We start from the raw sequence: 21,592 nt of genomic DNA, 5'->3' as shown, positions 1-21,592 counted from the left end.
GAGGCCGCCGTTTCCCGAACGAAAGTGGGGGGCGGGATCAGTCGGCGTCGGGGGCGGCCTCGCCGCGCACCTGGTCGAGGCGGGCGCGGGCGCCGTCGAGCCAGGCCTGGCAGCGGTCGGCCAGCGCCTCCCCGCGCTCCCACAGGGCCAGGGACTCCTCGAGGCCGGCGCCACCGGCCTCCAGCCTCCCCACGGTCTCCACCAGCTCGGCGCGCGCCTGCTCGTAGCTCATGCGGGCCACGTCCGAGACGTCCGCGGAGGTGAAGCCCTCCACACCGCTGGGGCGGCCCGCGTCCTGCGTCTGCTCCATGCCCTGTTCACTCATGCCTGTCGTGTCCTCTCGTGGGATGGGGTCGGGGTAGTCCGATGCGTCGCGACGACGTCCGCGGCGATCCGCCCGGCCGCCACGAGGATGTCGAGCCGGTCGACCGGGGCGACCTGGTCCGCGTCGCGCACGACCTGTCCGGCGTGCTGGACCACGGCGTAGCCGCGGTCGAGAGTGCGCTGCGGGGACAGGGCGCGGACGCGGGCGCGCAGCTGCGTGAGGGCGTCCTCCTCGCGGACGAGCCGGTGGCCCAGGGCGGACCGGCCGCGCTCGCGCCACCGGTCCGTCTCCTCCTGCCGCGTGTCCACCATCACGTGCGGGCGGGCCAGCACGGGCCGGGAGCGCAGGGCCGCGAGCCCCTCGGCCTCGGCGCGCACGCGGCGCTCGACGGCCGAGGCCAGCCGCAGGCGCGCGTCGGCGAGTCCCGCGGCCTCCTGGGCCGCGTCCGGCACGATCCGCTTGGCCGCGTCCGTGGGCGTGGAGGCGCGCAGGTCAGCGACGTCGTCGAGGACCGGACGGTCCGCCTCGTGGCCGATCGCCGAGACGACGGGCGTGCGCGCCGCCGCCACGGCGCGCACCAGCGCCTCGTCCGAGAAGGGGAGCACGACCTCCTCGAGCGCGCCGCCGCCGCGGGCGATGACGATGACGTCCACGGCCGGGTCGGCGTCGAGCTCGGCGAGCGCGGCGGCCACCTGCCGAGGGGCCTCGGCTCCCTGCACGGCGACCTCACGGATCTCGAACTCGGCCGCAGGCCAACGCAGCAGCGTGTTGCGCAGCACGTCCTTCTTCGCGTCCGAGTCACGGCCGGTGATGAGCCCGATCCGGCGGGGGAGCAGGGGCAGCGGCCGTTTGCGCGCGGGGGAGGTCAGCCCCTCCTCGGCGAGGGCCCGGCGCAGCAGCTCCACGCGGGCCAGCAGATCGCCGAGGCCGACCGGGCGCATCTCCTGCACGTTCATGGACAGGCGCCCGGCCTTGAGCCAGAAGTTCGGCTTCACGCGCGCCACCACGCGGGAGCCCTGCTGGACGGTCCCGTCCAGGGTCATGGCGACGTTCCGCCAGGCGGTGAGCGGCAGGGAGACCTCCTCCTCGAGGTCCCGCATGGTCATGTAGACGTTGCCGCGGTTGTTCTTGAACTCGATCAGCTGGCCCTCGATCCACGTGGCGGGGGCGCGCTCGATGTGGGCCTTGAGGTTCTCGGAGAGCCGGCGCAGGGGCCACGGCCGCTCGGCGGAGGTCTCGCCCGCGCGGGCGGGTGCCGAGACGGGCACGTCCGACGCCGCCGAGGCGCCCTCGGTCACGGGCTGGTCCATCCCGGTCCCTCCTGTCCGCGCCCGGTCCGCCCGGGCACGGGCCCACCGTACCGCCCTCGCCGGACGCGCAAGACGGCGCCCCGGTGTCCCCCGAGGCCGCCGCCGACCCGGTCGGGGCGCTCAGACCGGGGAACCTCCGGCCAGGATCGGTACGCTCGACGGGGTCGGAACGGAACGGAAAGGACCCCATGCGCACCACCCTCAGCCTCCTCGTCGCGGCCCTGGCGGGCCTGCTGGCGGTGCTCGCGACGGCCGGCGCCCTCGTCGACGAGGCGACGCACCGCCCGGAGCTGCTGCGCGGGGTGACGGAGCAGGTCGCCGTGGACCCCGAGGTCCGCGCCGCCGTGCCGGGGGTGATCGACGACGTCGTGCACGACGCCGTCCCCGAGCAGGTGCCGGACCCGCTGGCCCAGGCGGCCGAGGACCTGCTGCGCCCGCTGGCCCAGCGCGTGGCGGACGACCCGCAGGTGGTGCAGGGCTGGTCCGACACCGCCGACGAGGCCCGGCGCGCCTGGCTCGCCCAGCTCGAGGACCCGCAGGGCGCGGACGAGCCCGGCTCGGGCGCGGACGTGACCATCCCGTTCGGTCCCGTCGCGCAGTCCGGGATCACCGCCGCCCTGGGCGACATCGAACGTGACCTGCGCGAGGACCGGTTCGACCTGCCCGGGCAGGCGCTGCTGGAGACGATCGTGGGCGCGGACGTCGGCGACTGGGCCGCGGACACCCTGCTGGCGCCCCTGTACGACCGCGCCGCGGAGCTGCGGGACAGCACCGCGCTGCGCATGGACGCGCGCATCGACGCCCTGGCCGGCACGGACCGGGCCACCGTGCACCGCTGGGTGGACGCCTCCGCGCACTGGCGCTGGGCCGCCCCCGCCTCCGTGCTGGCGCTCGTGGGCGCCCTGCTGCTCGCCCCCCGACGACGGCGGGGCCTCGCCGTGGCCGTGGCGGGTGCGGTCGCCCTGGCCGGCGGGCTGATCGGCGGCGCCCGCCTGGGTCCGGACGCGGTCCACCTCACGGCGCCCGAGGGGGCCTCCCCCGGGGTGGCCGCGTTCGTCCAGCAGATGGAGGACGCCTCAGGCCCGGCGTTCGCGGCCGCCGTCGCCCCCTACCCCCAGACCCTGACCACCCTGGGCTGGATCGTGCTGGCCGCGGGCCTGCTGCTGGCCCTGGCGGAGCTCGGGGTCGCTCGGCGTGGCCGGGTCCGCGCGGCCCGGGCGGACGGTTCCCCCGTGGTGGGCCGCTCCCACACCGCGGCCGACGTCACGTCGCGCTGAGCCCGCGGCGAAGCCCGGGCCCGGTCGGCGTCCCGGACGATAGCATGGAGGGCATGTCCGCTCCCTCCGTCTCCGCCCGTCCGTCCGCCGTCGGCCTCGGGATGCCGCAGGTCCCGCGCGTCCGTCGTCCCCGTGAGGAGGTCGAAGCGGCCGCGCCCGTGTCCGGTGAGAAGCGCGTGCTGCTGGCCGCCCCCCGTGGCTACTGCGCCGGCGTGGACCGCGCCGTCGTCGCCGTCGAGAAGGCCCTCGAGCACCACGGCGCCCCCGTGTACGTGCGCAAGGAGATCGTCCACAACCGGCACGTCGTGGACACCCTGACCGAGCGCGGCGTGGTGTTCGTCGACGAGCTGGACGAGGTGCCCGAGGGCGCCCTGACCGTGTTCTCCGCCCACGGCGTGTCCCCGGCCGTCGTGGAGGAGGCCGCCCAGCGCAACCTGCGCACCATCGACGCCACGTGCCCGCTCGTGACCAAGGTGCACCGCGAGGCCGTGCGCTTCGCCAAGCAGGACAAGCGGATCCTGTTGATCGGCCACGACGGTCACGAGGAGGTCGAGGGCACGTTCGGCGAGGCGCCCGAGCACACCACGGTGATCAACGACGTCGCGGAGGCCCGCACCGTCCAGGTGGAGGACCCGGACAACCTGATCTGGCTCTCCCAGACCACGCTCTCCGTGGACGAGACCCTCGAGATCGTCTCCGTGCTGCGCGAGCGGTTCCCTCACCTGCAGGACCCGCCCTCGGACGACATCTGCTACGCCACCTCCAACCGGCAGGCGGCCATCAAGTCGATCTCGCCGGAGTGCGACCTGGTGATCATCGTGGGCTCGGCGAACTCCTCGAACTCGGTGCGCCTCAAGGAGGTCGCCGCGGAGTACGGGGCCACCCGCGCCGAACGCGTGGACTTCGCCAACCAGGTGGACGAGTCCTGGTTCGAGGGCGTGGCCACCGTGGGCCTGTCCTCCGGCGCGTCCGTGCCCGAGGTGCTGGTCCAGGAGGTGCTCGCGCTGCTGGCCGAGTACGGCTACGGGCAGGTGGACGAGGTGGTGACCGCCGAGGAGGACATCATCTTCTCCCTGCCCAAGGAGCTGCGCGCCGAACTCAAGCGGGTGGGCGACGAGTCCCGCTCGCTCGGTGGACGCCGCCGCGACGCCGAGGCCTGAGCGCGCCCCTCGTTTCCTCGCCGAGGCCCGCAGACTCGCCGTCACGACGTCGGCGAAGCGGCGAGTCTGCGGGCCTCGGTGTGCCCGGGCCTCAGCGTGCCGGGCCGACGGGTGGTCAGAGACTCAGAGTCCGAAGACCCAGACGAGCAGGGTCATCGACGCGATGGAGATCAGCACGGCGGCGATGATGTTCAGCCACACGCCGCCCTTCACCATCTGGCCGATGGTCACGTAGCCGGAGCCGTATGCGATGGCGTTCGGCGGGGTGGCCACGGGCAGCATGAACGCGCAGGTCGCGGCGAGGGCGACGGGCGCGGCCAGCATGAGCGGGGCGACGCCGGTGCCCAGGGCCACGCCGGAGGCGACGGGCAGGAACGTGGCCGCGGTGGCCGTGTTCGAGGTCATCTCGGTCAGCAGCAGGATGCCGACGGCGGCGATCACCACGAGCACCCACACGGGGATGTCGCCGAGGCCCTTGACCTGCTCACCGAGCCACGTGGACAGGCCCGACTTCGAGAACTGACCGGACAGGGCCAGGCCGCCGCCGAACAGCAGGAGCACGCCCCACGGCAGCTCCTTCGCGGCCTCCCAGTCGAGCAGGCGCACGCCGCGCCCGGCCCCGCCGCCGGCCGGCAGGAGGAACAGGATGAGCCCGACGACCATGGCGATGGCCGCGTCCGAGAGCAGCGGGGACTTCAGGTCCAGGACGTATTCGGAGATCAGCGGCACGGTGATCCAGGCCAGCGCGGCGAGGACGAAGACGGCGAGGACCTTGGCCTCGGGGGCGCTCATGCGGCCGAGGCGGGCCAGCTCGGTGGCGATCAGGTCGCGGCCGCCGGGGACCTCGTCGATCTCCGGGCGGAACAGCACGCGGGTGAGCAGGAACCAGCACGCGAAGAGCAGCACGACGGCGATGGGCACGCCGACCAGCATCCACTGGCCGAAGCCGATCTCCACGCCGTGCTCGGCGGCCATGTGGCCCGCGAGCAGGGTGTTGGGCGGGGTGCCGATGATGGTGCCGAGCGAGCCGATGGACGCGGCGTAGGCGATGCCGAGCATGAGCGCGGTGCCGAAGTTCGTCTTGGTGAGGGAGCGGATCTCGGCCTGCGTGGGGGCCTCGCCGGGCGCGGAGGCGGGCGCGGCGGGGCGGTCGGCCCGGTCTGCTGTCTCGTCCGCGGTCAGGGCGTCGTCCGTGCCGTAGCGCTGGACGAGCACGAGGATGGACACGCCGATGGGGAGCATCATCACGGCGGTGGCGGTGTTGGACACCCACATGGAGATGAACCCGGTGGCGATCATGAAGCCCAGGACGAGGTTCACGGTCCTGGCTCCCATGAACGTCAGGACGCCGAGCGCGATGCGCCGGTGCAGGTTCCAGCGCTGCATGGCCAGGGCGAGCATGAAGCCGCCCATGAACAGGAAGATGATGTTGTTGCCGTAGCTCGCGCCGATGGAGTCGAAGGTGACGCCGCCGTCGGACTCCTCGGCGGGCACGCCGAGCGGGAAGATGACGAGCGGCAGCAGGGCGGTGGCGGGGATGGGCAGGGCCTCGGTCATCCACCACACGGCCATGAGCGCGGCGGTGGCGGCGACGAGGCGGGGCCAGACGCCGAGGTCGCCCGGCATCAGCAGGAACAGGGCGACGGCGAGCAGGGGGCCGGCCACGAGGCCGATGATGCGCTTGACGTTCTCGCCGCCGGTCAGCGGCTCGTCACGCATGCCCGGGGAGAGCTCGTGTTCGAACTCCTGGGCGGCCGCCCGGGGGTCGAAGCGGGAGACATGCTCGTTGACGTTGCGCGGCGGGGGGAGTGGACGGGACTCCATGGGGGCCTCCTCCTCAGGTCAGGCCCTTGGCGCGGCCTGGCAATTCTCTGTGAGTTTCACGGTAGCAAGTGACCTGGGACACGGAAAGACGACGTCGGGGCTGCGCCCGCCCACCCGCCTGGTCCCCGCCCGGCCCCGCTCACGCCTCCCGCGCCGACTCCGCCCGACGACGGCGCAGCTCGTCCTCCTCCACGCCCGCGACCAGTTCCGGGGCGGCCAGGGGCCGGGGCGCGGACTCGAGTGTGCGGATGTCCGGCGTGGGGGCCAGGCCCGGGTCGGCGTCGCGGAGGCGCCGGGCGGCGGGGAGCACGCGCGACTCGACGTTGCCGACGAGCTGGTTGTAGCGGTCCACGGCGGTCTTGAGGGAGCCGCCCATGCGGTCCAGGTGGGTGCCGAGCGTGCCGAGGCGCTCGTAGAGGTCCTTCGCGCTGGCCACCACGGTGTGGGCGTTCTCGGCCAGGGTGTCCTGCCGCCACGCGTAGGCCACGGACTTCAGGGCGGTCAGGAGGGAGACGGGGGCGACGAGCGCGACGTTCCGGGAGAACGCGTGGTCCAGCAGTCCGGGGTCCGCGTCCAGCGCCGCGGCCAGGAGCGACTCGGCGGGCAGGAAGCACAGGACCAGCTCGGGGGAGTGCTCGAGGCCGGCCCAGTAGGACTTCGCGGAGAGCTGGTCCACGTGGCGGCGCACGGCCGCGGCGTGCTGGGCGGCCAGCGCCTGGCGCCGCTCGTACGCCTCCTCGCCGGGCTCGTCCGCAAGGGCCTCGGCGGCCAGCGCGTCCCCGATGGGGGCCTTGGCGTCCACGGCCATGGCCTTGCCGCCGGGCAGGGACACCACGAGGTCCGGGCGGAGGCGCTCGCCGTCCCTGCCGGACAGCGTGGCCTGCTCCGTGAAGTCCACGTGGTGGAGCATGCCCGCCGCCTCGACGACCCGCCGCAGCTGCGCCTCGCCCCAGTGACCCCGCGCGGAGGTGGACTTGAGCGTGGCCATGAGCGACGTGGTCTGGTTCAGCAGGTCCCGGTCCGTGGCCGCGGCGGCGCGGAGCTGCTCCCCGAGTCGGCCGAACTGGGAGGCCCGATCCCGTTCCAGCACGCTCACCTGCTCCTGGAGCGCCGCCAGCCGCTGGCCCAGCGGGGCGAGCGTGGACATCACCTGGGACTCCGCGCGTTGGCGTTCGGCATCCTCGGCGCGCGCGGCCGTGAGCGCGCGCTGCTCCGCCCGGGCGGCCGCGAGCTCTTCTCGCACCCCCTGGTGCTCGGTGCGCAGCGCGGCCAGCTCGGCCTGGGCCCGGCGGGCCTCCTCACCGCCGCCGGCCGCCCGGCGCCACATGAGCCACGCGCCCACCAGGGCGCCCAGCACGAGTCCGAGGATGAGGGCGAGCAGCAGGCTGAGGATCTCCATGCCCCCACCCTCGCAGGCCGCACGGACACGGTAGGCCGCGGCGCGCCGTCGTCGTGGCGGGCGGCTCAGCCGAAGAGCGGGTTGGGGCCGTTGGCCACGACCTGCGGGTCGCCGTCGACGCGGGCAGCGATGCCCGCCGCGGCCACGCCGGGCAGATACGGGAAGACCATGCGGGTCGAGGCCAGGGCGGCGGCGTCGAAGGCCTCCACCGCGACGGCCGGGCGGGGCCCGTCGGCCGTCTCGATCTCGCCGTCGAACACGGCCACCGCCCGCGTGGGGCGCGGGCTGATCTTCGCGACGGTGGCGGCCGCCTGCTCGGGCTCGAGGTCCGGGTGCTCCCACATCCCGCGCTGGCCGTCGGCGGCGACGGCGAGGATCGTCGGGGCGAACACGGGCTGCCGGCCGAGCGTGTCGAACACGTGCTCCACCGCGAGGCTGATCAGCGGCAGCAGCTCGCCGCCGGGAGGCGTGGGGGTCGGTCCGGTGGGCGTCGGGGTGCTCATGGGCCGAGGCTACCGGCCCTGTCCGACGGCGCCCACCCGCGCCTAGCGTGAACCCATGCAGCTCACCATCGCCCCCGGGGACATCACGGCCACGCACGCAGACGCCGTCGTCAACGCCGCCAACTCCACCCTGCTCGGCGGCGGAGGCGTGGACGGCGCCATCCACCGGCGCGGCGGCCCCGAGATCCTGGCCGAGTGCCGCCGCCTGCGCGAGACCGACCTGCCGGAGGGGCTGCCCGCCGGCCAGGCCGTGGCGACGACGGCGGGGCGCCTGCCCGCGCGCTGGGTCATCCACACGGTGGGCCCGGTGTGGGCCAAGACGATCGACAAGTCCGACACCCTCGCCTCATGCTACCGCGAGTCCCTGAAGGTGGCGGCCGGGCTCGGCGCCCGGACAGTCGCGTTCCCGGCGATCTCCGCGGGGATCTACGGCTGGCCCATGGAGGACGCGGCGCGGATCGCCGTCGAGACCTGCCACGCGATGGCGGACGAGGTGGGCGGCACCGTGGACGAGGTGCTGTTCGTGCCGTACGGCGAGACGGCGGAGGCCGCGTTCCGTGCGGCGCTCGAGCACCTCACCTGAGCGCCTCCGCTGACCCGCCCCTACAGCCACCCGCGGTCGCGCGCGACCGCCGCGGCCTCGCCGCGCGTGCTGGTGGCCGTCTTGCCGATCGCCGCGCTCAGATGGTTGCGCACCGTGCCCGCCGAGAGGTGCAGGCGCCCGGCGATCGCCCGGACGGAGGCCCCCGTGAGCGCTTCGCGCAGCACGTCGACCTCCCGCGGGGTCAGCGGGCTGGGCCCCGCCGCGAGGGTGTCCACCGCGAGCGAGGGATCCACCACGCGCTCCCCGCGGGCCACCGCGCGCACGGCGTCGGCGAGCTGCTCGGCCGGGGTGTCCTTGACCACGAATCCCCGGGCCCCGGCGGCCAGGGCCCGCTCCAGGTAACCGGGGCGGCCGAAGGTCGTCACCATCAGCACGGCGCAGTCCAGGCCGCGGTCCCGGATCCGGCGCAGGGCCTCGAGCCCGTCCACGCCGGGCATCTCGATGTCCAGCAGGGCGACGTCCACGTCATGGGCCTCGACCGCCTCCGCCACCTCGTCCCCGGAGGCCGCCTGGGCGACGACGGTCAGGTCCGGCTCGGTGTCCAGGAGGGCGGCCAGGGCGCCGCGCACGAGCGCCTGGTCGTCGGCCAGCAGCAGGCGCAGCGGAGCCCCGGGCCCGCGACCGGCCGAGGGCGGCGACGCCGGGGACGGGGCCGGGTCGGCTGACTCTCTCATGCGTCCATCCTGCCCTCGGCGGCGGGCAGCACCCCGCGCGCGGCCTCCGTCGTGGCCCCGCCCCAGTGCACGGCCACGCCGGTGCCGGCCCCGCCCAGCCCTGGCCCCACCTCGAGGCGCGCGCCCTCCGCCGCCGCCCGCTCGGCGAGGGTGCGGGGGCCCACGCCGGCGGCGACGGAGGCCGGCAGCCCGGCGCCGTCGTCGAGCACCGCCACGTGGTGGGCGTCCAGGCTGATGCGGACCCGGCGGGCCCCGGCGTGGCGGAGCACGTTGGTCACGGCCTCGCGCACGATCCAGGCGGCCAGGGCGCGGTGACGCTCCGGCACCTCGGTGACGGCGCCGGGCGGCGGGGCCTCGACGGCCATCCCGGCGTCCCGCAGCGCCCCCACCGAGAGGGAGAGCTGCCCGCCCAGCTCCGGGGCGGCGAGCTCGGCGACGGCGGCCCGCGCCTCGGCCAGGGCCGTGCGGGACAGGGCGATCACCTCGGCGGCCTCCTCCTTGGCCCGGGCGGGGTCCGTGTCGATCAGCCGGTGCACGAGCTGGGTCTTGACGTTGATGGTGGTCAGGGAGTGCCCCAGGATGTCGTGCAGATCCCGGCCGAGCCGTTCCCGCTGACCGGCGAGGTCGAGTTCATGCGTCATCTCCACGACCCGGTCGTCCCGGCCGATGGCCAGGCGCATGCCCACCAGCACCACCAGGACGACGGCGAGGTTGCCCAGCACGACGGGCAGCGCCGGATCGCCGGGGAAGAACAGCAGCCCGGCCGCCAGCACCGCGGCCACCGTGACACCGGCGCCGATCAGGCCCACGCGGAGCCGGTGGGGGAAGAGCCATGCGGCCACGAGGAAGGGGGAGTAGAGCAGGGCGTGGACGCCCAGGATCCGGGTCAGCACGGCCACGCACGCGGCGAGCACGAGCCAGGTGAGGATCGTGTTGGCCCAGGCAGGCCACGCGCGCACCGGGCGCGGCACCACGAACGCGGCCAGGTAGACGAGGACGAAGACCGCGATGGCCGCCACCCCCAGGATCGCCTCGCCCCGCCCGTCCCCGGGCGTGAACGCCCGGCGGAGGAGCTCGACGAGGACGAAGCCGAAGCTGATGAGCCACACCCCGGCGAACCCCAGCGTGGACGGCCACAGGTGCAGCGGCAGGACGGCGGGGTCGTGCTCCGCCGTGCCGACCGCCGGGCGGGCCGGCGCCGGGGATCCTCCGTCGGGGCTCATGCGCGGGCCGTCCGGGAGCGGGAGGCGAGCAGGCAGACCACTGCGAACACGGCCGTCCAGGCCAGCAGGTTCACGAGCGGCAGCCACAGCGGGTCCGCGGCGGCGGCGGGTTCCGTTCCCATCGGTGCCCTCTCTCCCTCCATCTGCGGCCACCGGGCGAGGACGCCGGCCCCGTACACCGGAGTGAAGCGCCCGATGTCCAGCATGATCCCCGAGAGCGGGACGAAGAGGTTCCCGAGGAAGCCGAACACCACCAGGGTGCCCGACGCCGCGGACACGGCGGCCTCCGAACGGAAGAGCAGGGCGGCCGCCAGGCCGAACAGCGCGAACGGCAGCGAGGACACCAGGGCGAGGGCGCCCGTCGTGAGCCAGCGCAGCGGGCCGTCGAGCTCGGCGCCCGTGAGCGCGCCCGCGGCGAGCACGGCGAGCACGGGCAGGGCGGCGATGGCCAGGGCCACGAGGCACTTGCCGGCGAGGTAGGCGCCCGGGGTGAGCGCGGTCAGGGAGAGCTGGCGGCCCCAGCCGGACTGGCGCTCGACGGCGGCCGAGCCGGCGATCGAGGTGGTGGCCATGACCGCCCCGTACACGGCCATGCCGGTCATGGTGTACGCGGACACGTTCCCGTGGCCGACGGGGAGGTCACCCCAGTCGGAGAGCGCGCCGAACATGAGGTAGAGCGCCACGGGGAGGACGACGATGAAGAACGAGCTCTCGATCATCCGCACGTTGCGGACGAACTCGCGGCGTGCGTAGCCGACCAGGCGGCCGGGGGCGGTGGTGGTCGTGCTCATGCGAGGGCCTCCTGCGGCTCGGAGGGTGCCGGCTGGCCGGCGTCGGTCAGGGAGAGGAACACGTCGTCGAGGGAGGCGTGGGTGATCGCCAGGTCCTCGACGAGGTGATCGTTCAGCAGGTGGCGGGCGACGTCGTCGCCGGTGACCGAGCCCCCGGCGGGGACGCGCACGCGCAGGCGGCTGGGGGAGAGGTGCTGTGGTTCGAGCTGGACGGCGTCCTGCGGCAGGTCCAGGGCGGCGGCGAGGCGGGCGGGCGCGTCCGGATCGTCTCCGCCGCCGGTCCAGCGGCCCGTGAGGGTGACGGACCCGCCGGTGGCGAGCTCGGCGGGCGTGCCGTCCGCGTGGATCCAGCCTTCGCGCATCAGGACGATCCGGTCCGCGAAGTCCTCGGCCTCGGGGAGGAAGTGGGTGGCGAACACGATGGTGCGGCCCCGGTCCGCCTCGGCGTGCATGGTGTCCCAGAAGTCGTGGCGGGCGCGGACGTCCATGCCCGCGGTGGGCTCGTCCAGGATCAGCAGCTCGGGGTCGGTGAGCAGGGCCAGGGCGAAGCGCAGCCGCTGGCGCTCGCCTCCGGAGCACTTCTTCACACGGCGGCCGGCCAGCCCGGTGAGGCCGGCGCGCTCGAGGGCGGCGGGCACGCCGATGTGGCGGCGGTGGCAGCCGGCCACCATGGCCACGGTCTCGCGGACGCTCAGGTCCTCCAGCAGGCCGCCCGTCTGCAGCACCGCGCCCACCCGGCCCTGGCGGACGGCGGCGACGGGGTCGGAGCCGAGGACGCGGACCGTGCCGTCCGAGGGCGGGCTGAAGCCCAGGGCCATGTCCAGCAGGGTGGTCTTGCCGGCGCCGTTGGGCCCGAGGAGGGCGAGGACTTCGCCGGCAGGGACGGTGAGGTCCACCCCGTCCACGGCCCGGACGGGTCCGAAGCGGCGGGTGAGTCCCCGGGTTGCGAGTGCGGGTGCGTTGCTCATGGGTCCAGCCTCGCCGCGGGGCGCGCCCCGCGGGAGCGGCAGACGTCAGGAATGCGCCATGACGGATGTCATGGGTGGGGCCACGCCGAGGCGGGCGGGCCGTCCTCCAGAAAGTTGAGCGGAGTTCACGCAGATTTCTGGAATAGGTTCGCCGGGCGTGCTGTTGTGGTGATCAGACGCCGCGGTGTCAGCGGCGCCCACCCGACTCCCGAGGAGAGTGAACCGACATGGCCCGTCCCATCGATCCGTTCCGCGAGATGGAGCGTCCCTTCCGTGAGATGGAGCGCCTGGTGAACGGTCTGACGACCCGCGCGACCGGCACCGCGTCCATGCCCATGAACCTGTACCGCGAGGGCGACGCCTTCGTCGCCGAGGTCGAGCTGCCCGGCGTCGACCCGGCCTCCATCGACGTGGACGTGGAGGAGCGCACGCTCACCGTCCGCGCCGAGCGCAAGGAGGACCCGGCCCGCGAGGACCGCCGCTGGCTCACCCGTGAGCGTTCCGCCGGCACCTTCGCCCGCCAGCTCACCCTGGGCGAGGGCCTGGCCCTCGACCGCATCCAGGCCGACTACAGCGACGGCGTCCTGACCCTCACCATCCCGGTGGCGGAGCAGGCCAAGCCCCGCAAGATCTCCGTCACCCACGGCGGCGCCGCCCCCGTGGCCGGGCAGACCGTGGAGGGCGAGACCGCCGAGGCCTCCGGCGAGTGATCGCCCTCTGACGGAGCCGCGCGGCCGGCGTGACCGGCCCGCGGCCCGTCCCCCCGAACGCAGATGCGGCGGGCCCCCACCGGGGGCCCGCCGCATCTGCGTGATGGTCAGGCGCGATCGGCCAGGACCAGCTGCGCGGCCTTCTCACCCGCACACGTAGTCGGCGACTTTCTCGTCGGTCTGCACGTTCACGCCCGGGGCGAGCTCCCGGCCGGCCCACTCCGCCACGGAACGGGGCCGGTGCGGGACGCCTCCGCCGCGGCGGACCCGCCGGTAGACTGCCGGACTGTGGCTTTGACTATCGGATTCGTGGGACTGCCCAACGTGGGCAAGTCGACCCTGTTCAACGCGCTGACGCGCCAGACCGTGCTCGCCGCGAACTACCCGTTCGCGACGATCGAGCCGAACGTGGGCGTGGTGAACCTGCCGGACGAGCGCCTGCCGCAGCTGGCCGAGATCTTCGGCTCCGAGCGCATCCTGCCGGCCACGGTGTCCTTCGTGGACATCGCCGGCATCGTGAAGGGCGCCTCCGAGGGGGAGGGCCTGGGCAACCAGTTCCTGGCGAACATCCGTGAGGCCCACGCGATTGCCCAGGTGGTGCGCGCGTTCGACGACGGCGACGTCGTCCACGTGGACGGCAAGGTGGACCCGGCCTCGGACATGGAGACCATCAACACCGAGCTGATCATCGCGGACATGCAGACCGTGGAGAAGGCGATCCCGCGCGTCGAGAAGGAGGTCAAGGGCAAGAAGAAGGAGCCCGCCGACCTCGAGGCGCTCAAGGCCGCGCTCGCGGTGCTGGAGCGGGGCGAGACGATCTTCGCCGCGAAGGACAAGGACAAGCTGGACATGGACCGGCTGCGGGAGCTGAGCCTGCTCACCGCCAAGCCGTTCATCTATGTGTTCAACTCGGACGAGGGTGTGCTGGGGGACGAGGCCAAGCAGCAGGAGCTGCGCGATCTGGTGGCCCCCGCCGACGCCGTGTTCCTGGACGCCAAGCTCGAGTCCGACCTGGTGGAGCTCTCTGAGGAGGAGGCCGCCGAGATGCTGGAGATGGCCGGGCAGGACGAGTCCGGGCTGGACCAGCTGGCCCGCGTCGGATTCTCCACCCTCGGCCTGCAGACCTACCTGACGGCGGGGCCGAAGGAGACGCGCGCGTGGACCATTCCGGTCGGCGCGACGGCGCCCGAGGCTGCCGGCGTGATCCACACCGACTTCCAGCGCGGCTTCATCAAGGCAGAGATCGTGAGCTTCGAGGACCTGATCGCCGCCGGCTCCATGTCCGACGCCAAGGCCGCCGGCAAGGTGCGTATGGAGGGCAAGGACTACGTCATGAAGGACGGCGACGTGGTGGAGTTCCGGTTCAACGTGTAGTCGAGGCCTTGTCGACGAACTGCCGCGGTCGGTGATCACTGTGTCCGAGACCAGGTGATTTGTATCGTGGTGGTGTGAATTGATCCATGCTTCATTATATTGATCAGGTGGCCACCCATGGGCATCATCCCGCTGCCAGTCCTTTCGACAAGTGTATCAGCGAAATCCTTAGAGTGAGTGCGTTCGAGTTGCGCAAGGTGGAGTTTCCAGCACTGTGACGAACGATCATCTTCACGGCACGATGGAGGATGTGGACTCTGTTGTTGGGGGGAGAGCCGGGTAGCTAGTAGCCGATGGCCCAGAGATTCCGATTGCTGCGGGGCACGTGACCGCGATCACCCAGTAATTTATGCGGTTCGTGAAGGCTGGATGCGACGACGGCGGTCTCATGGCGGTGCGCGTCTGGTCGCTGGTCTGTCCCGAAGCCTATTCGGTTATGGATGTGCTGAGCTTTCGAATCGCCGCCTAACATCTCGAAGTGAGGAGCCAAACAATGAAGTTTCTGGGTGTCGCATCAGTTGTATATCTTAGAGAATATGCCTTGGAGTTCCTGCACCACATCGTCAGCATATTCAGCATGGAGTTCGCGTAGAGCTTCAAGATTTGTGATTCTCTCGCAGAACTCAATTGCCGTCGCGACCTTGTCTCTGCCCGCGTCCGTCCGGCAGTAGGTCTCGAGGTCGCCCCGGCGCAGGACGAATACATTCTCTTCGGCGAGAGACGAGATTACGGTGTCGCGTGCAGAAGCGATCTCCTCCGAGGACGGATTTGCGAGTTCGTTCAGCTTGGCATCACCATTGCCAGCGTCGAAGAGCTCGCTCAGTGTCTCATCCAGGAGTCGGGCAACGTTATCGCTAGGAGCGTCGCGCCAGTTAGACAGGTGGGACTGCGCGGCAGACCACAGCTCCCTGGCATTTCGGCGACTGGTGATGCTCCGCACTGTCTTGCTATTAGACTCGCTATTATCAGAGATCCTTTCGCTGATCAGTCCCATCAGCCTTGAGTGCGCGGCTCGGGTCTCCGCATCTCGGGTCAGTTGCTCAAAGCCGCGCACGAGGGCATCCAAGTCGGTGATGACATGGATCGGGATCTTGAAGCTGGAGAAGAACTCCCTGTAGCGGTTGATGTTCCCCTTGCCGTCGATCTTCACGAACATGATGTTCTTGTCGATGTCGTCCCAGTCCTGATTGATCAATCGGGCCAGGTGTGGATAGGTGAAAGTGTCGCTGTCACCTTCGACCAGGACGACGCGCTGCGCAAAGAATGCGGCTTCGTTGTTCTCGTGTTGCACGATCTGGTAGGCGTCCCGATGACCGATCGTGAGGTCAACGGGGTGCGCGGTTACCCCATCATCGGTCTTCTGGAGCCGGGCGAAGCCCTCCGTCCCAGGGCGGAAGAACCCTGGAGAATGGGTCGTGACCAGCACCTGGTGCTCGTTCGAGAAGGTGCCCAGGGCTGCCATAAGCTGGCGCTGAGCACGGGGGTGCAGGTAGAGCTCTGGCTCTTCGAAGAGCAGTACATAAGAGGGGCGCGGCGATTCTGATCGCGTATCGTCGCTCAGGCCGGTGCTCCGAATGCTTGCGTACGCTCGGAGCAGGGCAAACAGGACAGTCCGTTTGAGGCCATCGCCCTTGCTGGAAATGGAGCCCTCGTGCCCGTCGTCGACGCGTAGTTCGGCACCGGATAGCAGCATGGATAGCGTCGGTGCGGGCACGTCCATGCGGAGTGAGACGCCGGGAAAGCTCGCGCGGACGAACTCTTCGATCGTCGATTCAATGCGCTGGACGGCCTCAAGTCGAGCGTCGACTTCCAATCCGTCGTCATTCAGAGAACGGTTGAGTTTCTGATACACGGAGCGGAACTGATCGTTGATGTCGCTGAAGTGGTCCGCTACTTCATCGAAGAGCAGTTCGAGAAGCTTGCTAAAGGCTGACGTCCCGGTGGACTTCGCCTCCACGGAGGCATCCTTCACGGCTTCGATGTAGATCACGGACGGGAGGAGCGGCTTGACGGACTGTGCGATGCCCGTGGGGTATGCGGTGGGTGTCTCTTCTAGTTCCTCGGGCGGAAGCTGCCCGACCAGTTCAGTCCACGCGTCTTTGACCTGCTGCTGATTCGGCGCTGCGGGTAGTGCGCCTTCCATCGGGGGCAGTAATTCGACGACCGCTTGACGGAGCTGAGCGCCCTTCTTTCCTTTGATTGTCGAGGCCAGTGATTCTTGGCTCCATGACGGGTCGCTTGGGCCAAGCTTCAAGTACCTAGATTCGGCTTTCCCGTCGATTTCCTGCGTGCGAACGATCGTGAGCACGCCGTCCCTGAGCATTTCGCGTACCCGGTCTCGATGGGTCTCGTTCACCCTTCGAAGATCTTCCTCGTCGATCCCCTCGATGCGTAGTTCGACGCTCGCCGGAAGTTCTGGGTTCCGGAAATCCTCGGCGCTGAGCTTCTTGTCTTCTAGGACGTACTGGATCGCATGGAGCACGGACGACTTCCCTGCGTTATTCTCGCCAATGAGGCACCCGAGCTGGGTTAGGGGGAGCTCGGTGTTACTGTGGGCGCGGAAATTCTTGATTCTGACATGGGTAAGGCGCACGGGAAGCTCCTAATTTCGGGTCTGCTGGCGGTATCGAAAAGATATGCGTCCGGCTCGCGTCTTCAGCCGCATCATCAATGACTGGGAGTAATTCAGCCTACCAAGCGAGGGGAGCGACGATCAGGCACCGACGCCTCGCACCCCATTCGGCTGGCGGGGGCGAACAGCTGGCCGACGCGGCCTGGTGTAGGAGGGCATGACGTTGTTGACTCGTACCGGGGCCAGCGAGGCCGGCGGGGCGTTCCCGCAGGAGGTATGAGGCCGATGGCAGTTGTAGTGGTTCACCCACACTGCCAACGCCTCACGCCGGGCCGTCTCTGAGGAGTACGGGCGGGCGTAGAGGACCTCGTCCACCATCAGCCGGTTGTACCGGTCGACCTTCCCGTTGTGACGCGGGGCGTAGGGGCGGATCGAGTCGGTGCCGGCCCCCGAGAGAGACCACCTTCGCGGTGAACTCCACGGCCCGGTAGTTGTTCCCGTTGTCTGTGACCACCCGGTCCACGGTGATGCCGTGGGCGACGAAGAACGCCCTCGCCCGGCAGAAGAACCCGATCGTGGTCACCGCCTTCTCGTCCTCCAACGCCTCGGTGTACGCCAGCCGGGTGTACCTGTCGATCGCCGAGTGCAGGTAGGTGTACCCGACCCGGCAGCCAGGCCCGCGCTTGGCCGCCCGCGCGTTCTCGGAGTCCCGGCCGTGAGCACGCCAGCCGCCCCCTTCAGGGATGCGCCCGGTCTTCTTCACGTCCAGGTGCACTATGTGCCCCGGAGCCCGGGCGGTGATCTTCTAGATTCGTTGGCGCAGGTCCTCACCCGTGGGCGCGAGGTCTCGTAGTCGGGAGATGCCCAGCCGGTGCATCCACCTGCCCACCGTTCGGAGGCACACCCGGTGGCCTTGAGAGACCAGGCGGTGATGGATGCGGCGGGCTGACCACTTGCACTCCCGGCGCAGGGTGAGGATCTGGGTGACCAGGGCCGGGCCAAGCTGGGCGGGAGAGCGTCGTGACCGGCAGGAGCGGTCCTGCGATCCTGCCTCGCCTTCGGCACGGTAGCGGGCGACCCAGGTGGCCACCGTGGGCCGACTGACGCGGAACTCCGCGGCCACGTGGGACTGCGGGATCCCGTCGTTCAGGTGGCGGTGGACCATGCGCAGCCGGCCGGTGGGGGTCAGAGGTGCGTTAGCGTGAGTCACGAGCGGGCTTCCTTCCGCGGATGAGTGGATGTCGCAATTCCCATCCTGCGGGGCGGAGCCCGCTCGTCTCATCTCAGCCCGTACCCCGTGGCAAGAACCTCATGACCCACAACACCTAGCCGCCCGCTCGAACGGCTCGGGCGGAGCCCGTGGCCGGCTGGGATCTTCACGGAATCTTCAAAGTTGAGCCCCTTTTCCGGGCCGGGCGGGGGGTCTATGGTCGGTTGCATGGCGGGCCGGTTCCGGCCGGTTCGTTTTCCGAACCGCACCGATGAAGGAGTAAGCCATGACCCATCACGTGAGCTCGATGCTGGAGACCTACCCGAAAGACTTGGGGGACATCGACCGGCAGAAGCTGGCCGAGTGCATCGAGGCCTGTTTCGAGTGCGCTCAGACCTGTACGGCCTGCGCGGACGCGTGCCTGGCCGAGGACATGGTCGCAGAACTGAGGCAGTGCATCCGGTTCAATTTGGATTGCGCCGACATCTGCGCCACCACCGGGGCGGTGCTGTCCAGGCAGACCGGCAACAACGTCGAGACCACTCGTGCCCTGCTGGAGGCCTGCCGGACCGCCTGCAAGACGTGCGGGGACGAGTGCGCCTCCCACGCTGAAATGCACGAGCACTGCAAGATCTGCGCTGAGGCCTGCCGGCGCTGCGAGCGGGCCTGCGCCGAGTTGCTCGCCTCCCTGGGCTGAGCGGAGCCAGGCCCATGCCGTAATGCCGGTCAGGGCCAGCAGGCGTGGAACATGTGCTGCTGTCCCTGACTGGCCCGGCGGTACAAGAACACCCCGCAGGAGGAGAACTCGACGTGTCAAAGACAGAGCACAGCAGTGACCTGTAGCGCCCGTTGCGTCCTGACCTCGGAACGAAACCCAGGCGCTTCACTTGTGCATGGCTGCATCCAGTTCCGTCTCGCTGTGGTCAGCGCAGCAGGACGGGTCGGGCATCGATGCGGGTGCGGAAGAGGGTGTAGGGCTTAACCCGTTCATCCTGCCCCTGCCGGTAGTCGGCCTGGCGGTGGAGCTGGTTCGCGGTGATGTAGAGGTAGCCGTCGGCCGCGACCGAGAGCGTGTCCGGCCACAGCAAACGAGGGTCGCTGACCACGGTCTCCCACGCCCCGACGGTGTCGACCCGACGCCGCAACACCGCGTTGTGCTCGTAGTTCGTCGCATACACGTTGCCCTGTGCGTCGGACTCCAGGCCGTCGCCGGCCCCGCCCTTGTCGCCTTCATCACGCACGGTCGCGGCCACCGCCGCCTCATCCAGGGCTCGGTCCACCAGCGCGTCGGTAGCCACACTGTAGAGCCGCCGGGATGCCAGCGGGCAGTAGTAGAGGCGGGCGCCGTCGGCGCCGATGGCGATTCCGTCCGCGCCCACCGCGATCGCCGGCGCCACGGTCCCGTCCTCCTGGCGGGCGACCATCGGGCGGCCCTCGACAACCGGCATGAAGTCTGTGAGCGGCTCGGCCTTCGTGGAGGGGTGCTCGTGCAGCCGCCGCCAGCTCTGACCGGTGGCCAGGTCCACCACCACCAGCGCGTTGGGTCCCTGGTCGGAGGAGTCGGTGAGGTAGGCGACGCCCTCGGCTCCGCGGCGCAGGTCGAAGCGCACGTCGTTGAGGTAGCTGGTGGGCAACGCGACATCCTGGGGGAACAGGATGGTCTTGACCACTGTGTCGCTGGTCAGGTCGACGCAGACGAGCTTGGGCCCGCCGTAGGTCGTGGGCTTGAATAGCGGGCTTCCGGTGTCCAGGATCCACAGCCGATCGGCAGGGTCCACCACCACGCTCTGCACCGAGACCAGGGTGTTCGCCAGGTCGTCGGAATCGGCGCGATTGATGGCCTCGTTCGGGTAGGCCACCGCCTCGCCGTCGCGAATTTCGGCCACCGTGAAGGCGACGTCATCGCCCCACTTCGGGTAATTGACGAAGATCCGCCCCCGGTGCGAGACCGTGACGCCGGTGAGCATGGGGCCGTGGAAATGGGCCACCTCCTCCAGCTCGCCCACCGGCTGCTCCGCGGGCAGGCTTTCCGATCGATTCTCCATCACATCGCTCCTGTCGGTCGGGCTCGTGCTCGAAACGGTACACCGGGTTCCCGGCCGCCGGGGCGGGAGCCTTCGGGCAGGACCAGTTCTGCCCGGCAATCCCAGTGGGTTGCGGTGTGCGGTGCCCAGGACCCCGGTGCATGGAGAGCCCCCGTCCAAGTCACGTAAGGGGAGTGGTGCGCCGGTCAGCTGGTCCGGGCCACGGCGCTGAGCAGGGTGACCGCGACCGCGTCGATCTCGTGCGCTTCCACGCCGCCGACCTGGTTGAGCACCCGCAGCCGCGCCAGGACGCTGTCTCCGATCGCCAGGACACCGTCTGATGAGACCAGCTCGACGTCGAAGTGTTCGGCCCACTCATCCCAGACGCCGCGGCTTTCGCGCGCGAAAGCAACGAGTCGCGGGTCGTCGTGGGCATGTCGGAAGATCCGCGACTCGCCTCCGGACTGACCCGTCCCGGGCAGACCAGCCTCGTACAAGCGCACCGGCACGCCCTGCTCCCGCAGCGCGTACGCCGTCGACAGACCAACGATCCCACCCCCGATCACTGCTACCTCGGGTGAACGCGTCGTGGCAACGCCGTCGTCAGTTCCTGTCATCGTGGTTCCTCGATCTGTTGGTGATGAGCGATACGCCGCAGGAGAAGGGCCGCTGCCACGACGCCAGCGGGCTGTGTAAGCCCGCAGTCACCGCGCCATTGCTTGGCTAGGGCGAAGTGGCGTTCCACGACGTTGCGCCCGCGGTAGGCCTGGGCGTCGAAGGCCGGCGGCCGCCCGCCGCGGCTGCCGCGACGGGCTCGGGCCGCGATCTGGTCCCGTTTCTCCGGAATTACCGCGGTGATTCGGCGGCGGCGCAGCTCGTTGCGAATCACTCCGGTGGCATAGGCCCGGTCGGCGATCACCGCCTCCGGGCGGGCTCGGGCGGCGCCGGCGCCGAGTCGGGGAATCTGGATTTCGGCCAGCACCTGCGCCAGCACGGCCCCGTCGTTGCGCTGCCCGCCGGTGACGATCGCGGCCAGCGGCCGGCCGCGGCCATCGACGGCGTGGCGAATCTTGGTCGTCAGCCCGCCGCGGGAACGCCCGATGCCGTGCCCGGGCGGCTCAACCTCATCCAGCGGCAGTTTCTTGTGATTCGCCCCGGCCCCCTGTGTCCTGGTCCGGACGAGTGGTGTTCGTGGCGTGCTGATGGGCCCGGGCGATGGTCGCATCGACCGAGACGGCCCAGTCAATCATCCCGGCCGCATCGGCCTCGGCCAGCACCTGGGTCAGCACCCGATCCCAGGTCCCATCCGCGGCGTAGCGACGGTGGCGCTTCCACACCGTCTGCCAGGGCCCGAACTGCTCCCGGGGCAGATCCCGCCACGGGACCCCGGTCCGATACCGGTAGGCGATGCCCTCCACCACCCTGCGGTGCTCCCCGAAGGGATGCCCACGCCGGCCCTGATTCGAGGGCAGCAACGGCTCGATCCGCTCCCACTGCGCGTCCGTGAATACCTGATACCGCGACCCTGTCGACCTCACCCGACCAGCCTGCCGCGAGCCTCACCACCGATAAGGGAGACACGCCCTAGGGCAGATGGGACTTCAACGGCGATGTTGTGGCGAACAGGGTTCGGCCGTCTCGATG

General features: G+C 70.9%; 19 protein-coding genes and 1 pseudogene. 6 read left to right on the top strand and 14 right to left on the bottom strand.

Annotation, left to right across the window (positions count from 1 at the left end; all coding sequences use genetic code 11):
• Positions 1-37 precede the first annotated feature (37 nt).
• Positions 38-325, bottom strand: coding sequence for an exodeoxyribonuclease VII small subunit (locus AC3RKA_RS07910; RefSeq protein ID WP_036316619.1), 288 nt, complete (start codon positions 323-325; stop codon positions 38-40).
• Complete coding sequence (gene xseA, locus AC3RKA_RS07905) at positions 322-1,635, bottom strand: exodeoxyribonuclease VII large subunit (RefSeq protein ID WP_489727085.1); 1,314 nt, start codon at positions 1,633-1,635, stop codon at positions 322-324. Before xseA ends, AC3RKA_RS07910 begins: the two co-directional genes overlap by 4 nt.
• A 188-nt stretch (positions 1,636-1,823) precedes the next feature.
• On the opposite strand from xseA, the gene AC3RKA_RS07900 reads away from it, so the two are divergent.
• Positions 1,824-2,912, top strand: coding sequence for a hypothetical protein (locus AC3RKA_RS07900; RefSeq protein WP_489727084.1), 1,089 nt, complete (start codon positions 1,824-1,826; stop codon positions 2,910-2,912).
• A gap of 53 nt (positions 2,913-2,965) precedes the next feature.
• Positions 2,966-4,072 carry a 4-hydroxy-3-methylbut-2-enyl diphosphate reductase gene (locus AC3RKA_RS07895; protein WP_489727083.1) on the top strand — a complete coding sequence of 369 codons (1,107 nt, stop codon included), beginning with the start codon at positions 2,966-2,968 and terminating at the stop codon, positions 4,070-4,072.
• Between the two features lie 123 nt (positions 4,073-4,195).
• Here the strand turns inward: AC3RKA_RS07895 and AC3RKA_RS07890 are convergent, their stop codons facing one another.
• The 3 genes from AC3RKA_RS07890 to AC3RKA_RS07880 all read right to left on the bottom strand — a co-directional run bounded on the left by AC3RKA_RS07890 (position 4,196) and on the right by AC3RKA_RS07880 (position 7,798).
• Complete coding sequence (locus tag AC3RKA_RS07890) at positions 4,196-5,896, bottom strand: SLC13 family permease (RefSeq protein ID WP_489727082.1); 1,701 nt, start codon at positions 5,894-5,896, stop codon at positions 4,196-4,198.
• 139 nt (positions 5,897-6,035) lie between these two features.
• Positions 6,036-7,295 (bottom strand): DNA recombination protein RmuC, encoded by a 1,260-nt coding sequence (locus tag AC3RKA_RS07885; protein WP_336638955.1) that lies wholly within the window; start codon positions 7,293-7,295, stop codon positions 6,036-6,038.
• Positions 7,296-7,360: 65 nt separating this feature from the next.
• The gene (locus AC3RKA_RS07880) at positions 7,361-7,798 is read right to left on the bottom strand and encodes a hypothetical protein (protein ID WP_095694819.1); all 438 of its coding nucleotides are present in this window, start codon (positions 7,796-7,798) and stop codon (positions 7,361-7,363) included.
• Between the two features lie 55 nt (positions 7,799-7,853).
• Between AC3RKA_RS07880 and AC3RKA_RS07875 the strand changes: the two genes are divergently transcribed.
• Positions 7,854-8,381 carry an O-acetyl-ADP-ribose deacetylase gene (locus AC3RKA_RS07875; protein WP_010080466.1) on the top strand — a complete coding sequence of 176 codons (528 nt, stop codon included), beginning with the start codon at positions 7,854-7,856 and terminating at the stop codon, positions 8,379-8,381.
• A 20-nt stretch (positions 8,382-8,401) separates the two neighbouring features.
• On the opposite strand, the gene AC3RKA_RS07870 is transcribed toward AC3RKA_RS07875, so the two are convergent.
• Genes AC3RKA_RS07870 through AC3RKA_RS07855 form a run of 4 tightly spaced genes read right to left on the bottom strand, consistent with a single transcriptional unit; the run spans position 8,402 to position 12,058 of the window.
• On the bottom strand, positions 8,402-9,076 hold the full coding sequence (locus AC3RKA_RS07870; protein WP_489727081.1) for a response regulator: 675 nt from the start codon (positions 9,074-9,076) through the stop codon (positions 8,402-8,404).
• Complete coding sequence (locus AC3RKA_RS07865; RefSeq protein WP_489727080.1) at positions 9,073-10,299, bottom strand: sensor histidine kinase; 1,227 nt, start codon at positions 10,297-10,299, stop codon at positions 9,073-9,075. Before AC3RKA_RS07865 ends, AC3RKA_RS07870 begins: the two co-directional genes overlap by 4 nt.
• Positions 10,296-11,090 (bottom strand): ABC transporter permease, encoded by a 795-nt coding sequence (locus AC3RKA_RS07860; protein WP_489727079.1) that lies wholly within the window; start codon positions 11,088-11,090, stop codon positions 10,296-10,298. Before AC3RKA_RS07860 ends, AC3RKA_RS07865 begins: the two co-directional genes overlap by 4 nt.
• A complete protein-coding gene (locus AC3RKA_RS07855; protein WP_489727078.1) occupies positions 11,087-12,058 on the bottom strand; it encodes an ABC transporter ATP-binding protein in 972 nt (323 codons plus the stop codon). Before AC3RKA_RS07855 ends, AC3RKA_RS07860 begins: the two co-directional genes overlap by 4 nt.
• A gap of 227 nt (positions 12,059-12,285) precedes the next feature.
• Here AC3RKA_RS07855 and AC3RKA_RS07850 point away from each other — a divergent pair, with 227 nt between their 5' ends.
• Both AC3RKA_RS07850 and ychF read left to right on the top strand, forming a co-directional pair.
• Positions 12,286-12,768, top strand: a complete 483-nt coding sequence (locus tag AC3RKA_RS07850; RefSeq protein ID WP_049160546.1) for an Hsp20/alpha crystallin family protein — start codon at positions 12,286-12,288, stop codon at positions 12,766-12,768.
• A gap of 288 nt (positions 12,769-13,056) precedes the next feature.
• Positions 13,057-14,142, top strand: coding sequence for a redox-regulated ATPase YchF (ychF, locus tag AC3RKA_RS07845; protein ID WP_136940314.1), 1,086 nt, complete (start codon positions 13,057-13,059; stop codon positions 14,140-14,142).
• 514 nt (positions 14,143-14,656) lie between these two features.
• On the opposite strand, the gene AC3RKA_RS07840 is transcribed toward ychF, so the two are convergent.
• Both AC3RKA_RS07840 and AC3RKA_RS07835 read right to left on the bottom strand, forming a co-directional pair.
• Entirely contained in the window at positions 14,657-16,735 is a 2,079-nt protein-coding gene (locus AC3RKA_RS07840; RefSeq protein WP_136940313.1) for an ATP-dependent nuclease, read from the bottom strand.
• Between the two features lie 183 nt (positions 16,736-16,918).
• Positions 16,919-17,924: pseudogene (locus AC3RKA_RS07835) on the bottom strand (IS481 family transposase); the annotation flags it as partial.
• Positions 17,925-18,210: 286 nt separating this feature from the next.
• On the opposite strand from AC3RKA_RS07835, the gene AC3RKA_RS07830 reads away from it, so the two are divergent.
• On the top strand, positions 18,211-18,621 hold the full coding sequence (locus AC3RKA_RS07830; RefSeq protein ID WP_002855901.1) for a four-helix bundle copper-binding protein: 411 nt from the start codon (positions 18,211-18,213) through the stop codon (positions 18,619-18,621).
• A gap of 226 nt (positions 18,622-18,847) precedes the next feature.
• Here AC3RKA_RS07830 and AC3RKA_RS07825 read toward each other — a convergent pair whose 3' ends face one another.
• The 3 genes from AC3RKA_RS07825 to AC3RKA_RS07815 all read right to left on the bottom strand — a co-directional run bounded on the left by AC3RKA_RS07825 (position 18,848) and on the right by AC3RKA_RS07815 (position 21,486).
• Positions 18,848-19,969 (bottom strand): L-dopachrome tautomerase-related protein, encoded by a 1,122-nt coding sequence (locus AC3RKA_RS07825; protein WP_489727077.1) that lies wholly within the window; start codon positions 19,967-19,969, stop codon positions 18,848-18,850.
• Positions 19,970-20,154: 185 nt separating this feature from the next.
• A complete protein-coding gene (locus AC3RKA_RS07820; protein ID WP_060775243.1) occupies positions 20,155-20,565 on the bottom strand; it encodes an NAD(P)/FAD-dependent oxidoreductase in 411 nt (136 codons plus the stop codon).
• A protein-coding gene (locus tag AC3RKA_RS07815; RefSeq protein WP_489727076.1) for an IS5 family transposase occupies positions 20,562-21,486 on the bottom strand; the annotation gives its coding sequence in 2 pieces (ribosomal slippage) (positions 20,562-21,110 and positions 21,112-21,486; 924 coding nt in all). Before AC3RKA_RS07815 ends, AC3RKA_RS07820 begins: the two co-directional genes overlap by 4 nt.
• Positions 21,487-21,592: the final 106 nt, after the last annotated feature.

Source organism: Micrococcus sp. iso_229 (genome assembly GCF_058072725.1).
Note: the sequence above shows the minus strand (reverse complement) of the source record. Positions and strands in the feature narration are given on the sequence as shown.

Excerpts from the sequence above, each read along its gene's own strand:
- AC3RKA_RS07850 (WP_049160546.1), top strand. The coding sequence starts at position 12,286 with ATGGCCCGTCCCATCGATCCGTTCCGCGAGATGGAGCGTCCCTTCCGT.
- AC3RKA_RS07885 (WP_336638955.1), bottom strand. The coding sequence starts at position 7,295 with ATGGAGATCCTCAGCCTGCTGCTCGCCCTCATCCTCGGACTCGTGCTG.
- AC3RKA_RS07900 (WP_489727084.1), top strand. The coding sequence starts at position 1,824 with ATGCGCACCACCCTCAGCCTCCTCGTCGCGGCCCTGGCGGGCCTGCTG.
- AC3RKA_RS07860 (WP_489727079.1), bottom strand. The coding sequence starts at position 11,090 with ATGAGCACGACCACCACCGCCCCCGGCCGCCTGGTCGGCTACGCACGC.
- AC3RKA_RS07870 (WP_489727081.1), bottom strand. The coding sequence starts at position 9,076 with ATGAGAGAGTCAGCCGACCCGGCCCCGTCCCCGGCGTCGCCGCCCTCG.
- AC3RKA_RS07880 (WP_095694819.1), bottom strand. The coding sequence starts at position 7,798 with ATGAGCACCCCGACGCCCACCGGACCGACCCCCACGCCTCCCGGCGGC.
- AC3RKA_RS07865 (WP_489727080.1), bottom strand. The coding sequence starts at position 10,299 with ATGAGCCCCGACGGAGGATCCCCGGCGCCGGCCCGCCCGGCGGTCGGC.
- AC3RKA_RS07825 (WP_489727077.1), bottom strand. The coding sequence starts at position 19,969 with ATGGAGAATCGATCGGAAAGCCTGCCCGCGGAGCAGCCGGTGGGCGAG.
- AC3RKA_RS07890 (WP_489727082.1), bottom strand. The coding sequence starts at position 5,896 with ATGGAGTCCCGTCCACTCCCCCCGCCGCGCAACGTCAACGAGCATGTC.
- AC3RKA_RS07830 (WP_002855901.1), top strand. The coding sequence starts at position 18,211 with ATGACCCATCACGTGAGCTCGATGCTGGAGACCTACCCGAAAGACTTG.
- AC3RKA_RS07820 (WP_060775243.1), bottom strand. The coding sequence starts at position 20,565 with ATGACAGGAACTGACGACGGCGTTGCCACGACGCGTTCACCCGAGGTA.
- xseA (WP_489727085.1), bottom strand. The coding sequence starts at position 1,635 with ATGGACCAGCCCGTGACCGAGGGCGCCTCGGCGGCGTCGGACGTGCCC.
- AC3RKA_RS07855 (WP_489727078.1), bottom strand. The coding sequence starts at position 12,058 with ATGAGCAACGCACCCGCACTCGCAACCCGGGGACTCACCCGCCGCTTC.
- AC3RKA_RS07875 (WP_010080466.1), top strand. The coding sequence starts at position 7,854 with ATGCAGCTCACCATCGCCCCCGGGGACATCACGGCCACGCACGCAGAC.
- AC3RKA_RS07910 (WP_036316619.1), bottom strand. The coding sequence starts at position 325 with ATGAGTGAACAGGGCATGGAGCAGACGCAGGACGCGGGCCGCCCCAGC.
- AC3RKA_RS07895 (WP_489727083.1), top strand. The coding sequence starts at position 2,966 with ATGTCCGCTCCCTCCGTCTCCGCCCGTCCGTCCGCCGTCGGCCTCGGG.